At 45.7% G+C, this 14,212-nt stretch carries 11 protein-coding genes; 3 read left to right on the top strand and 8 right to left on the bottom strand.

Going from position 1 to position 14,212, the window contains the following annotated elements; all coding sequences use genetic code 11:
* Window positions 1–199 precede the first annotated feature (199 nt).
* Entirely contained in the window at window positions 200–883 is a 684-nt protein-coding gene (locus L3V36_RS15440; protein WP_004733423.1) for a DUF3334 family protein, read from the bottom strand.
* Window positions 884–1,104: 221 nt separating this feature from the next.
* Here L3V36_RS15440 and L3V36_RS15435 point away from each other — a divergent pair, with 221 nt between their 5' ends.
* Entirely contained in the window at window positions 1,105–4,140 is a 3,036-nt protein-coding gene (locus L3V36_RS15435; protein WP_017078670.1) for an FAD-binding and (Fe-S)-binding domain-containing protein, read from the top strand.
* Window positions 4,141–4,206: 66 nt separating this feature from the next.
* Window positions 4,207–4,641 (top strand): isoprenylcysteine carboxylmethyltransferase family protein, encoded by a 435-nt coding sequence (locus L3V36_RS15430; RefSeq protein WP_208775188.1) that lies wholly within the window; start codon window positions 4,207–4,209, stop codon window positions 4,639–4,641.
* 156 nt (window positions 4,642–4,797) lie between these two features.
* Here L3V36_RS15430 and L3V36_RS15425 read toward each other — a convergent pair whose 3' ends face one another.
* The 6 genes from L3V36_RS15425 to hutC all read right to left on the bottom strand — a co-directional run bounded on the left by L3V36_RS15425 (window position 4,798) and on the right by hutC (window position 12,150).
* Window positions 4,798–5,523 (bottom strand): DUF3581 domain-containing protein, encoded by a 726-nt coding sequence (locus tag L3V36_RS15425; protein ID WP_010438254.1) that lies wholly within the window; start codon window positions 5,521–5,523, stop codon window positions 4,798–4,800.
* Window positions 5,524–5,749: 226 nt separating this feature from the next.
* Window positions 5,750–7,282, bottom strand: coding sequence for a histidine ammonia-lyase (hutH, locus tag L3V36_RS15420; protein WP_017085756.1), 1,533 nt, complete (start codon window positions 7,280–7,282; stop codon window positions 5,750–5,752).
* Window positions 7,283–7,296: 14 nt separating this feature from the next.
* Window positions 7,297–8,991, bottom strand: coding sequence for a urocanate hydratase (gene hutU, locus L3V36_RS15415; protein WP_017078666.1), 1,695 nt, complete (start codon window positions 8,989–8,991; stop codon window positions 7,297–7,299).
* A 66-nt stretch (window positions 8,992–9,057) separates the two neighbouring features.
* Window positions 9,058–10,086, bottom strand: a complete 1,029-nt coding sequence (hutG, locus tag L3V36_RS15410) for a formimidoylglutamase (protein WP_102488258.1) — start codon at window positions 10,084–10,086, stop codon at window positions 9,058–9,060.
* Window positions 10,073–11,323, bottom strand: a complete 1,251-nt coding sequence (gene hutI / locus L3V36_RS15405; RefSeq protein ID WP_208775190.1) for an imidazolonepropionase — start codon at window positions 11,321–11,323, stop codon at window positions 10,073–10,075. The genes hutG and hutI overlap by 14 nt, the downstream gene beginning before the upstream one ends.
* Before the next feature lie 113 nt (window positions 11,324–11,436).
* Window positions 11,437–12,150 carry a histidine utilization repressor gene (hutC, locus tag L3V36_RS15400; protein WP_102488256.1) on the bottom strand — a complete coding sequence of 238 codons (714 nt, stop codon included), beginning with the start codon at window positions 12,148–12,150 and terminating at the stop codon, window positions 11,437–11,439.
* A 181-nt stretch (window positions 12,151–12,331) separates the two neighbouring features.
* On the opposite strand from hutC, the gene L3V36_RS15395 reads away from it, so the two are divergent.
* On the top strand, window positions 12,332–13,075 hold the full coding sequence (locus tag L3V36_RS15395) for a sporulation protein (protein ID WP_016789246.1): 744 nt from the start codon (window positions 12,332–12,334) through the stop codon (window positions 13,073–13,075).
* 116 nt (window positions 13,076–13,191) lie between these two features.
* Here the strand turns inward: L3V36_RS15395 and L3V36_RS15390 are convergent, their stop codons facing one another.
* Complete coding sequence (locus tag L3V36_RS15390) at window positions 13,192–14,175, bottom strand: DUF3187 family protein (RefSeq protein WP_102488255.1); 984 nt, start codon at window positions 14,173–14,175, stop codon at window positions 13,192–13,194.
* Window positions 14,176–14,212: the final 37 nt, after the last annotated feature.

Here is a 14,212-nt window from a genome sequence, read left to right as displayed (position 1 = left end):
ATCATTACCGCAAATTTTGAAAAGTCCGACATTTTACATGTTTTGGCAGGTAACAGCAAAGTCAAAAGTCATTTGTTATTACGCGGTGAGCCATTTATGAAGGATGGAAGAGATGGCTTCTGGGTAATACAAAAACGCCATCAAGCGTATTGATGGCGTTAGTGACACGATTTTCCGGATTAACTAGAGCATTAGCAAACTAGATACCAAGTTCATCGAGTAGATCGGCTGCAGAATCATTACCTGAACTTTGAGCGGGCTTATTTGCTTCCTGCATTTTTTTCTGAGTAGCCTCAAGAATACTGTCTGGACATTCGTCTTCAGCGATCTCAAATTCTTCTAATTGGATGAATTCTGTCTTATCCATTGCAAGCTCTAGGTAGAAGATGTTGTTGTTTGCAGTCGAGAAGGTCACACGACGGGCTTGTGGACGATCTAGGTTAGTATCAACAGAAAGGTTTACTTGCTTGTTCAATGCCAGCATTTTCGGTTGGTTCTGTGTGATGTTGGTTTGCAGTTCTTTACGGATCTTATTGGTGAAATCACCAACTAACTGGTTCATTAACTCACCCAAAACATCGCCCACTTCGTCAGACGTGTGAAGTACCGCCAGCTCATCTTCTGGCATGCCCATGTTACGCATGTAATTGGTATAGATCTCTAGCGCGGCTTTAGACGTAAAATTGATGACAACAAGGCCAGAAAAGCCACCGTCAAATAAGACGAAACAACCAAAGTCTGGCTTCAGACTTGTCTTGTTGATCTTTTGAACCATAGCTGAATAGGACACCTGAGAAGCCGTCGCTGAAGTGAGTACGCTTGAGACTGATTGGCATAGCTTAAGAAGAATATCTTCAGTTGTGACTGTTTTGTTTTTTTTCATTGTGATGTGCTCATGGAGATGTCTTAAACAAAATGTTATTCAGTATATTGGACTGAATTAAGACGAAAGTGACTATTTCTCCATTCTTGCACTGAGATTCTGATTTGATCACCTTTTTATATGATCTTAATAGTAGTAAAGTGACGAAATTCAAAGAAAATTATTAAAAATCTCAGATAACCCAATGCTGATTGGATCAGCGAAGTAGGGGCAGGAAGCAAATGTTACCAAGACTTCAACTTAATGCTGATGTCGATCCAGTAGTCGTACGCTTTTTAGATGAACTAAAAACAGCGGGCTTTACTGGCGACATTGAATCTCAATATTCTAGCCGTTTGGCTGTGGCGACTGATAACAGTGTCTATCAGCAATTGCCGCAGGCGGTCATCCTTCCTAAAACAACTCAAGACGTTGTGTTGCTCGGTCAGGTGGGTGCTAAATCCGCTTACGAACGCGTGACCTTTTCCCCTCGTGGCGGCGGTACCGGAACCAACGGACAATCCTTAACAAAAGGTGTTGTGGTTGACCTTTCACGACACATGAATAAGGTTCTTGAGATTAACGAGAAAGAGGGCTGGGTAAGAGTTCAGTCTGGTGTCGTTAAAGACCAATTGAATGATGCGGTACGTCCCTACGGTTACTTTTTCTCTCCAGACCTTTCTACCAGTAACCGAGCAACCTTAGGTGGCATGATCAATACCGATGCTTCGGGCCAAGGGTCGTTGAAGTACGGAAAAACGTCCGACCATGTGTTGTCGCTACAAGCGGTGTTCGCAGATGGTTCGTGTCTAGAGTCTGATTTATCACACGGCTTGCCAGTTGAGGGTGAATTTGCTCACCATGCCCTTGCGGTTACTGAGGCAGTTTGTCGAGACAAGCGCGCTCAAATTCTTAATAAATTCCCACCATTGAACCGCTTCTTAACAGGTTACGACCTAAAGAACGCAATCAACGAACAAGATGACAGCTTCGACCTGACTCGCGTCCTGTGTGGTGCAGAGGGCTCATTAGCCTTCATCACGGAAGCAAAGTTAAACCTAACCAAGATTCCAAAAGCGCGCACACTGGTTAACGTGAAATACAACACGTTCGATTCTGCGCTGCGCAATGCTCCGTTTATGGTAGAAGCGAAAGCACTGTCTGTTGAGACGGTTGATTCAAGAGTATTGAACCTAGCGAAGCAAGACATCGTTTGGCACACCGTGAGCGACCTGCTTATGGATGTTCCCAATAAAGAGATGCTTGGCATCAACATGGTTGAGTTTGCAGGCCAAGATGAAGCAGAAGTTGAACAACAAGTTCAAGCGCTGACTGCACAACTTGAAAGCATGCTTGAAACCGAAGAAGCCGGTGTGATTGGTTTCCAAGTATGCAGTGATTTGGCGAGCATTGGCCGAATCTACAACATGCGTAAGAAAGCGGTAGGTTTATTGGGTGCGGCGAAAGGCCGAGCTAAGCCAGTCGCTTTTGCTGAAGATACCTGTGTACCACCGGAAAACTTGGCCGACTTCATCTCTGAATTTAGAGTCTTACTCGATTCAAAAGAGTTGAATTACGGCATGTTTGGTCACGTGGATGCGGGCGTACTGCATGTTCGTCCAGCACTTGATCTGTGTGATCCGATGCAAGAAGCACTGATGCACGAAGTCTCTGATGAAGTGGTTAAGCTGGTGGCTAAATACGGCGGCTTGATGTGGGGTGAACACGGTAAAGGCTTCCGTTCTGAGTATGGTCCTGACTTCTTCGGTGAAGAGCTGTTTACCGAATTAAGACGAGTTAAAGCGGCATTTGACCCGCATAACAAGATGAACCCAGGCAAGATCTGTACGCCATTAGAAAGCGATGCTGAGTTGGTGAAAGTCACCGATACCAAGCGTGGCTTCTATGACCGTCAGATCGACGTACAAGTTCGAGATAGCTTCAAACAAGCCATGGAATGTAATGGTAACGGCTTGTGCTTCAACTACGATACTAGCTCGCCAATGTGTCCTTCGATGAAAGTCACTGCAGACCGTCGTCATTCGCCAAAAGGCCGCGCAGGTTTGGTAAGAGAGTGGTTGCGTCAGTTAACGGAACAAGGCGTCGATATTCTCGATTTAGAGCAAGAAGCGCTGAAGGACAATACTCCGGTTAAAACCATGGTTGAGCGTGTTCGTAACACGATGAACAAACGCCATGAATACGATTTCTCGCATGAAGTTCACGAAGCGATGAATGGTTGTCTTGCATGTAAAGCGTGTGCGAGCCAGTGTCCGATTAAAGTCGATGTGCCGAGTTTCCGTTCTCGATTCTTGAACATCTATTACTCTCGTTATCAGCGCCCTGCAAAAGACTATTTAGTTGCCAACATTGAAACCATGCTGCCGCTAATGGCGAAAGCACCAAAGGTTGTTAACGCAGCATTGGGTCAAAAGTGGATACAAACCGCAACGGCTAAAACAGTCGGTTATGTTGATGCACCATTGATGTCGGTGCCTACGCTAAAAAATCGTCTGGTGAGTAAAGAACTGCAACTCTTCGACTTACAGTACTTAGAAGGCTTGTCTTCTGAGCAGAAGAAACAGCATGTACTTATCGTTCAAGACCCGTTTACTAGCTTTTATGATGCAGAGGTAGTCGAAGATTTCGTCACTCTGGCTCAGAAGCTTGGTAAAACACCGGTACTGCTGCCGTTCAAACCCAATGGAAAAGCGCTGCACATTAAGGGCTTCTTAAATCGTTTTGCTCGTGAGGCGAAATCTACATCGGATTTCTTGTCGATGGTGGCGGATATCGGTATTCCTTTGGTTGGTGTTGATCCTGCACTGGTACTTTGTTATCGCGATGAATACGTCGAGATCTTAGGTGACAAGCGTGGCGACTTTGATGTGCTCACCGTTCATGAATGGTTAATGCCATCGTTAGGTGAGTTCGAAGCGCGCTCAGCAAGTGAAGAGATGTGGTACTTGTTCGCTCACTGTACAGAGAAGACCAAGATGCCGAACGCTGAAAAAGAGTGGGGCGCTATCTTCAAACACTTTGGTGCTGCGTTAACCAGCGTTCCTGTCGGCTGTTGTGGTATGGCGGGTACTTTCGGCCATGAAGTGGATAAACTGCAAATGTCGAAAGACATATACGGTTTAAGCTGGAAACCTCAAATGCAGGACTTACCAAAAGATCGTTGTTTGGTGACGGGTTACTCTTGCCGTAGCCAAGTGAAGCGTTTTGAAGGTGAGAAGCTTGCTCACCCATTACAGGCGCTAGCAAAAATTCTTTAATACATTTAGCCCAGCAATTGCTGGGCTTTTTTCTAAACTAACAAAGGAATGTTAATAAGGAAAAGTATGAAATATCTAGAATTAAAAGTACCACCCGTTGCACTGTTCATTATTGTATTCGTAGCATCATACTTCTGCGCTCAGCAGTCGAGCCAAGGGACACTGGCATTACCTTATGGAATGGTTGTGCTAGGCGTCGGGATCATATTGAGTGGTGTGATTGGAATATCAGGCATATGGGAATTCCGAAAACAGAAAACCACCGTTAACCCGATTAAAGTCGAAACCGCGTCTGCAGTCGTGGACAGTGGCATTTTTGGCTACACACGAAACCCAATGTATTTAGGGCTATTCATCCTGCTATTTTGCTTTGGCTACTTCTTCCAAAACCTATTCAGTGTCTTACTCAGTTTTGTATTCGTAATCTACATGAATCAGTTCCAAATTAAGCCAGAAGAACGCGCTCTAGAGCAATTGTTCGGTGCGGAATATGTTGATTAAAAACAAAAGGTTAGGCGCTGGATTTAGTTTTGACTTGAGTGTCTTCGTGTAGTCAGAGATCGTACTAAAAAAGCCCAGCTTGAGGATATCAAGCTGGGCTTTATTGATCTTATTCTAGAGCTTATTTACATCGAGATGTGTAAATAAGGATGCTGATTAAGCGGCAGCTGCGAACTGAGCTAGAAACATCTCTTTACGCTCATTGAAGCGGTTTACTAGGTCGTCGACAGAAGCTTGGTCGTATGGCTTAAGGCCACTTGCTACCATGCGCTTCACGCCTTTACCGACAACTTCTCCGTCTTCTTTAAAGTCAAAGTTTAGTGTCACGATGCCACGCTTGCCTTCAACATCAAAAGTCGCGCCAGAGAATTCAACTTCTGGGTGAGATAGGTCTAGACGAGTAAATTCAACTTCCATGCTCTCGTAAATTACAAGAGGGCGTTGGCAGTTGATCATCATCTGTTGTTCTTCCATAAGAGGAACCATGATGTGTGGGAAGTTCATACCAGAGAACTTAACGTAGTTTGTTACTACGTGCTCGATGAATGCTTGATCGTGGCTCTTTTCACCTTCACAAGACATGTGCAGGTACTCTTTGCCTTTCTCGTCAACCAGTGAGCTTTCTTTCTCACATTTGTTGTCAACGCTTAGCGCAATACCGTTACCCACCATACCTGAAAAATCAAAACGCATTTTTTGGCTGATGCCTTCTTTTTGCAGCAGTACTGCAAACAAAAGATCGCCAGGCACGCAGAAGCGCTTATTGTCTTCATCGTGAATTGGGTTGAAGTCAGCGGCTACTTTTTTAGCAAAGTGGCTAGCCTGTTCACGAGTGAATTGAAATTGATTGTCTTCAGTAGAAAAGTAAGGTGTCAGAAACATAGTATCGCTATTAGTCATCAAATCTGGGGTGGATTATAGCTAACTAACTTCGTTCTAATGGTCTATCCAGTTAACTTTGCTTATATATCAGTCAATTAGATAAATACGTTGGATGGTATGTGACGATTTGGAGGGAAATATGGCCTTTGGCTCAATGCAACAAGGGCTAATTAATAGCCCTTGTTTATATGACACTCTAATGGGTGTTGTTCAGAATGTTTTTGCTTTAAAAGCTACACAAAGTGCCTTCTGGCATTAGGTGATTATGAACGGACAATTTGAGCAATAAGTTCGCTTGTTCAATATCCGGAGCAAAATATCTGTCTTTGTCGTAAAAGCTGACTTTTTCACGCAGAATCTGTTTCGCTTCTTCCACACGAGGAGAAGATAGATTCGGAGCGCGGAAGTCTAGCCCTTGTGCTGCTGCTAAATATTCTACTGCCAATATCCCACGGGTGTTTTCAGCCATGTATCTAAGCCTACGAGCGGCAAAGGTGGCCATTGATACGTGGTCTTCTTGGTTTGCAGAAGTCGGTAGGCTGTCTATTGACGCAGGATGAGCCAATGTTTTGTTCTCACTAGCGAGTGCTGCAGACGTTACTTGAGCAATCATAAAGCCCGAGTTCACGCCGCCGTTATCGACCAAGAAAGGTGGAAGTTTGCTTAGCGCGCTATCAATCAATAACGCCATTCTTCGCTCTGACAAGCTACCGATTTCAGCTATCGCTAGTGCAAGGTTATCGGCTGCCATTGCGACAGGTTCCGCGTGGAAGTTACCGCCCGAAATGATGTCGCCATCGTCAGCGAAAACTAGCGGGTTGTCGGATACGGCATTTGCTTCAATGTTTAAGGTTTCTGCTGAATTACGAATCTGCTGTAAACACGCCCCCATCACTTGAGGCTGGCAACGCAGCGAGTAAGGGTCTTGAACCTTTTCACAACAAGTGTGTGATTCACCAATCTCACTCTTTTGATCAAGCATATGGCGGTAAGCAAGTGCTGCATCCATTTGACCACGATGACCACGAACGCGGTGTATGCGAGGATCAAACGGACGACGACTACCCAGCGCTGCTTCAACAGACATCGCGCCACACACGGTTGCAGACGCAAACAAGTCTTCAGCTGCGAACAGACCTTCTAATGCAAAGGCTGTCGATGCTTGTGTGCCGTTTAACAGAGCTAAGCCTTCTTTCGGAGCAAGTGTGATTGGCTCCAAGCCTGCGATCTGCATTGCTTCTAAGCCCGTGATGATTTTGCCGTTGTGACGTGCTTGGCCTTCACCAAGCAGTACCGTACTCATGTGGGCGAGGGGAGCAAGATCTCCTGAAGCACCCACAGATCCTTTTTGTGGTACACACGGGTAAACTTGTGCGTTCACTAGATCGATAAGAGCATTGATGACCTTGAGTCGGATACCCGAGTAACCACGAGACAAGCTGTTAATCTTTAACACCATCATCAAGCGCACGGTTTCATCAGACATGAATTTACCAATGCCGGCCGCGTGAGAAAGCACGATACTTTTCTGTAGTACTTCTAAATCTTCAGGGGCTATTTTGGTATTCGCTAATAAGCCAAAACCTGTATTGATGCCATACACGGTGCGATCTTCAGCAATCACTTGCTCGACAACGTGCATGCTCGCTTCAATATCAGGAATGGCTGCAGGATCGAGTGATAAGTTCACAGGGCTACGACTAATTTTGCGAAGTTCAGGCAGGCCTAGAAGTCCTGGTTTAAGTAATAAATTCAACATGTTCTCTCCAGAAATTAAAGGCGACGAAGTTCTTCGTTTAGCATAGGTAAATCAAGCTTCTGCTCTTTAGCACACTGCTTGGCAATATCGTAACCCGCATCAGCATGACGCATAACGCCTGTTGCTGGGTCGTTGTGAAGTACACGAGCAATGCGCTGTGATGCATCTTCACTGCCGTCACAACAAATCACCATTCCGGAGTGTTGTGAGAAGCCCATGCCAACGCCGCCACCGTGGTGCAGAGAAACCCATGTTGCGCCACCTGCCGTATTTAGAAGGGCGTTCAATAGAGGCCAATCTGATACGGCATCTGATCCATCCATCATGCCTTCTGTTTCGCGGTTCGGGCTCGCTACTGAGCCTGAATCTAGGTGGTCACGACCGATAACAACTGGTGCTTTTAGTTCGCCATTTTTAACCATTTCATTGAATGCTTGGCCTAAACGTTCACGATCTTTCAAACCAACCCAACAGATACGAGCGGGTAAGCCTTGGAACTGTATGCGTTCACGCGCCATATCTAGCCAGTTGTGTAGATGTGGGTTATCTGGAATCAGTTCTTTTACTTTTTGGTCTGTTTTGTAGATGTCTTCTGGGTCGCCAGATAGGGCAGCCCAACGGAACGGACCGACGCCCTCGCAAAATAAAGGTCGTATATAGGCTGGAACGAAACCTGGGAAATCAAATGCGTTTTCCACGCCTTCTTCCAGTGCCATTTGGCGAATGTTATTACCGTAATCTACGGTCGCAGCACCACGGTATTGCAGGTCTAGCATAGCTTGAACTTGAATCGCCATGGACTGCTTAGCGGCTTTCACTACTTTAGCTTCATCAATGGTTCGTTCTTGCGCTGCTTTCTCCATCGTCCAACCTTGTGGCAAGTAGCCGTTCAGTGGATCGTGGGCAGAGGTTTGGTCAGTCACTACGTCTGGCGTGATATTGCGTTCAACAAGCTCTGGGAATACGTCTGCTGCGTTACCAAGTAAGCCAACAGAGATAGGTGTGTCTGATTCTTTAATCATTGCCATCGCTTCATCGATGCTGGTGGCTTTTTTGTCGACATAGCCAGTACGCAAGCGGTAGTCGATTCGTGATTCATCACATTCAACCGCGATCATTGAAAAGCCAGCCATAGTCGCTGCGAGAGGTTGAGCACCGCCCATACCGCCAAGACCACCCGTTAGAACCCACTTGCCGTTTGCTTCGCCTTGAAAGTGCTTCTTCGCGATAGCGACAAACGTTTCATAAGTGCCTTGAACGATGCCTTGTGAGCCAATGTAAATCCAGCTACCTGCGGTCATCTGGCCGTACATCATCAAGCCTTCTTTATCGAGCTCGTTGAAGTGTTCCCAGTTCGCCCAGTGTGGAACAAGGTTAGAATTCGCGATCAGTACGCGAGGTGCGTTTTTATGTGTCGGGAACACGCCCACAGGTTTACCTGATTGAACAAGCAACGTTTGGTCGTCTTCTAAACGCTCTAATACTTCAACAATCTTGTCATAACATTTCCAATCACGTGCCGCGCGACCGATACCGCCATACACAACCAGTGCATGTGGATGTTCTGCCACATCAGGGTCTAGGTTATTCATCAGCATACGCAGTGGTGCTTCTGTTAACCAAGATTTAGCGCGCAATGTGGTGCCATGAGGTGCGCGAATTTCGCGAGTCGTGTCGAGACGAGGGTCACTGTTGTGGTGTTCCGTCATTTTGGAATTCCTTCTGTTTCACGTTATATCGTTGTAGTTGTAGTTGTAGTTATCGGTATAGCTGGATTAGGCGCTGGCCATTGCACTGGCTATATCCCAACACAAACGTGCCGCCAATCGAGCCGTTTGGCTATCGATGTCGTAGTCTGGGTTGTATTCCGCAATGTCCGCGATAATGAGTTTTTCACTGTGTTTGAAAATCTGTTCTAGAAAAGGAGCGAGTGCTTCATAGCTCACGCCTCTTGCCGCTGGTGCACTGACGCCCGGCGCTGTCGCTGCTGGAAATACGTCTAGATCGATAGTGAGATAGAGGTAATCACACTCAGCGATGAATTTTTGTAACTTAACCAGTTGAGCGACTTGGTTCACTTGGGTCATGTTGCGGTCGTGTTCATACCAAACGCCCAGTTGGTCAGCTTTATTAAACAGCGCTTTGGTATTACTAGCCGCACTCACACCAAGACAAGCGTAATGAAAAGACCACTGATGTGTATGGCAGTAATCGCTAATCTGGTTGAAAGGCGTACCTGAACTGGGTTTAACATCAGTAATGTCGCTTTCGAATTCACGAAGATCAAAGTGAGCATCAAAGTTGACGATACCAATCTTAGGTTTGCGTTCTGATTGAATTTTATTTAGATGTTCCGCAAGACCTTGAAACGATGCCCAAGCAACCTCGTGACCACCGCCAAGGGTAATCACTTTGTTGGTTGATAACGCATTGGCAATCACAGAAGCACACTGTTTTTGGCTGACTTCTAGTTGGCCATCATTGCATTCGATATCACCAAGGTCCGCGATGTGAGCATCACTGTGCCAAGCCATATTAGCCAACGCTTGGCGAATCAGGTTGGGTGCTTGTTTCGCGCCCACGCGTCCTTTATTCCTTGCAACACCTGCATCGCTGGCAAAGCCAACTAAGGCGATAGCGCTGCTAGTCAGCTCGTCACTTAACTCACTATTTTGCACTTGCTTGGTAATGTGATGAACGCGAGTACCGAGTGCGCCATCTTCAAGATCATTACGCCCTGTCCACACAAAGTTATGCACGGTTGTTGCGTTCTTTTGAATGCCGTTGGAATTAGATTGAGTCATGACACACCTCGCCATTAACAATGCGTTTATGTAGATGAGGAACACCAACTTGATAGCTCAGATCTGCTGGATGCTCGATATTCCAGATAGCCAAATCAGCGGCATAACCAATTTCAATTTTGCCTTTGGTTTGTGAGTCGCCAATGGCAGAAGCTGCGTTACAAGTTACACCGCGCAGCGCTTCTTCAGGCGTTGTACCAAACAGGGTGCAGCTCATGTTCATCATCAGCGTTAAATCAGCAAAGGGAGAAGTGCCGGGGTTTAAGTCGGTCGCTATTGCCATTGGAATGTTGTGTTCACGAAGTAGGGCGATAGGCGGCTGTTGAGTCTCTTTCAGGAAGTAGAAAGCACCGGGTAGCAAGGTGGCAATTGTGCCTGATTCTGCCAGTGCTTTTACTCCGGTTTCATCTAAGTACTCAACATGGTCAACAGAGAGTGCGCCGTATTTAGCTGCAAGCGCACTTCCACCCATATTAGAAAGCTGCTCTGTATGGCCTTTAATCGCGAGCCCATGTTCTTTGGCTGTTGCAAAGACACGTTCGGTTTGTTCTAGGTTGAAGCCGATAGATTCGCAAAACACGTCAACAGCATCGGCGAGCCCTTGCTCTGCAGCTTTAGGAATGATCTCTTGGCAAACCAAATCGATATAGCTGTCCGGTTGTTCTTTATATTCAGGTGGCACAGCATGCGCTGCAAGGAGAGTGGTGGTGATCTTAATTCGGCGATGATTCTCCAACGCTTTGGCTGCACGTAACATCTTGAGCTCATCTTCAAGAGTTAAACCATAGCCGGATTTTACTTCGATGCTGGTTACGCCACTTCTTAGTAGGCCATCGAGCCTAGGTAGTGCCATTTCAACCAGTTCAGATTCTTGTGCTGCGCGCGTTGCGGTGACTGTCGCGAGAATCCCGCCGCCTTGCTTGGCGATGTCGGTGTAAGAGACACCATTCAAACGCTGCTCAAACTCGTTGGCGCGATTACCCGCAAATACGAGGTGAGTGTGGCAATCAATCAGCCCAGGGGTGACGAGCTTGTTCTTGCAATCATAGGTGATGTAATCCAAAGAACCATCAATACTTACTTGTTCTAACTCAGAAGCAAGTACGCCTTGGTTTGAACAAGAGATGGACACGATTTTACCGCTTTCGATAACGATATCTTGAGGGGAGGAGGGCTGATAACCGTCGACTCCCGAACTCATGGAGACCACTCGTGCGTTTTTGAGGATCAAATTCATAATCACCTAGATCTTTGCTAAACATTAAATGTATATACAAATAAATAGGCTAAACGCTGACCCGAATCAAGTCGATGTTGCAAAAATGTGATCGGCGATCAGGATGATGTTCTTTAATTTAGAAGTATCTTGGAGCTTAATTTGTACTTAGAACCAGGATGGTAGAGCAATGCAAAGCTGATGAGGCGCTCTTTACTCCATGTTCTTCTATTCAAAAGTAGGCAAGGTTCTGATTCAGATAGCTTTAGTGACGTTCTGATTTGAGAGTCAGGAATAATGGCTTCAACCGTGTGCTCGATTGCACTCAACGGGCAGCTTTTTGAAAGGTATTCATTGGGTGTAGAGGTTGAAAAGTCTTGCTCTAGGTATTTTGGTGCGGCTTGCGAGTTCACCCAGCGCGCTTCCAATTGAATCGGTGTGTTGTCAGCAAAGTGGATGATTTCACTATAGAATACTTCGGCATTGATCATCACACCTAACCGTGTCGCGGTGCTTTCATCTGCCTTGATGCTCTTGTGCTTGATAACCTGGCTAGCATACGTTTGACCTCGGTCTTTGATCTCTTGTGCGATGTTGTTGATATCAAGCAGCGGAGATTGCGCTTTTTCGTCTGGTTCACAAACAAAAGTACCTAGCCTTGGCTTCCTGATGAGTTTGCCTTCAGACACCAGATCTCGAATGGCTTTATTGACTGTCATTCTGCTCACTTTGAACTGCTCAGTGAGTTCTAGCTCTGTGGTTATCTGGTAACCCACTGGCCAGTGACCACTGGTGATATTCTCGTCTATGAACTGTTTTATCTGAAGGTAGAGCGGCGCTTTCGACATAATGAAACCTTATTTGACTATACAAATAGAGTAACGGAATTTTTCACGATTTCAACATTTCCTCGGGCAATGTGACCTTATTCAACATAGATGGGGCAAATTGCTTGATTCTGTGAGGCAAGTGTCGCAAATTGTCACGCAATAACTATTCGTAAATCAGATAATTAGAAAGGGAAATAATATGTTTAAGAAATTAAAGGCCTCGTTGGGCATCGGTGCAGCAAAGGTTGATACTGTCTTAGATAATATTGAAGTTTTCCAAGGTGGAGAGTTGTCTGGCAATGTTCACATTGTTGGTGGCGACGTTGAGCAACAAATCGACTTGATTAACTTGGTTCTCAACACAGAAGTAAAAGTAGAAACGGAAGACAGTACCAGCTACGAAACCTTTTCACTGGGTCGTATTCAAGCCGTAGAGCCTTTCGTTATCCAACCGGGTGAAACCAAACTGGTTCCATTCCGTCTTAAGTTAAATGATGAAACGCCAGTCACCGCGTTGAACGCACAAATGAACCAATGCCATGTGTGGGTTGAAACCAACCTAGATATAGGCTTCGCGATTGACCCTAAAGACCGTGACTTTATCTCCGTACACCCACTGCCAACAGTGGCTAAAATCATCCAAGGCGTGGAAGCATCGGGTATGGCAATGGTGAAAGCAGACGTAGAGAAGGGCTTCTTAAAAGGCAACAGCTTTGCTTCTCGTTCGGGCTGTTACCAAGAGATTGAATTTCGCAGCGGCGGCTTCATGAATAATAAAGAGATCGAGCTGTCATTCATCGTAGAAGGTTCAATGGTTCACTGCCTAGCCGAAATCGACCGCTCAATGAGTTTTCGTGGCGACCAATACATCTCATTCAGCTTACCTGCGAACGCGGCTGACTCAGACATTCGCAACGCTGTATCAAGAATCATGAGTGCGTAGTTGCTATCTCTGTTAGTAGATGCTCTTTCTATTAATAGAGACAAGATAGTACGATTTCTATAGCCGAACTTAACCGTTCGGCTTTTTTAATTCTACTATCTCGACCCTAAATGGACTTACCACTGATGACGATAGGCCAACTGGAAGGCAACATCGGTGGAGTTGTCCATGTTGAAGATGTTTTCGATAATGGATATCTCGATCGCTGAACGTTGCATTAGGTAGCGATATCCAAGCATTATTTCATTTGCGGCTTCTGAAAACTCAGTATCACCGTCTTCGGCGCCTTCATACCAACGATACTCAAGGTGCAACTCATGGTTTTCAAATAGCGTGAGTTGATATCCTCCCATCCATGACCATGTTGTTTTCTTATGTATAAAACTATTTTCCACCTCTCGATTAGACTGATTGGCCAACCCTAAGCTTGTATAGAAGGTATTGATGTCGAGTTGGTATGCATAGTTGAGTTGAGCGCTTTGTTCGGTGCTGTTTCCCTTAAATGCACCGTGGTTGACGTTGTTGTGATAAAGGGAGACACCAAAAGATAGTCCATGGTTTTCAAGATTTATGATTTGGTATTGAGTGTAGAGTGTGAAAGCACTTGTCAGCGTGTCGCCGGAGAAGTCACTGATATTGATGCCATGGCTTGGCGCGTAAACATCAAATTGGTGTCTGTCTTTACGTTCCCGCCCTGCTTGGTCGATGCCAAATAGATCGTGGTAATTGATGATGACCTTATCAAGGTGATTATTGGCGGCGTATAACCAGCGATAGTTGAACTCTATTTGCCATGCTGTTGTTAGTTGCCATTTCAGCCCTGTTTGAAGTTGATTCTGATAATAGTCTAAATGATAGTCGTGAGAGTTAGCCCATATACTCGCGGCGGTTAAAGAAGCAAATACTTCAAGCTTGTTTTCTTCGAGCGGAAAGCCAGAGCGGAGCGTTGGAGTAAGACGAACTGACTGCAATGGTGCTTGGGTATAACTGATTAGCGGGCCGTAATCTTTGTTGGCCCATGCGGTTGGAGTAAAAACAACAGTTGCTATTAGTAATGGTAAAGGTGGTATGAACGATATAAAGACAGCCTGTTTTCCCATATGCACCTCATCCGCATTCCGTTGCTTCTATACAGCT

It is taken from the genome of Vibrio sp. G-C-1, assembly GCF_021728015.1.
Taxonomy (GTDB): domain Bacteria; phylum Pseudomonadota; class Gammaproteobacteria; order Enterobacterales; family Vibrionaceae; genus Vibrio; species Vibrio splendidus.
This window is presented reverse-complemented; position numbering and strand designations above follow the sequence as displayed.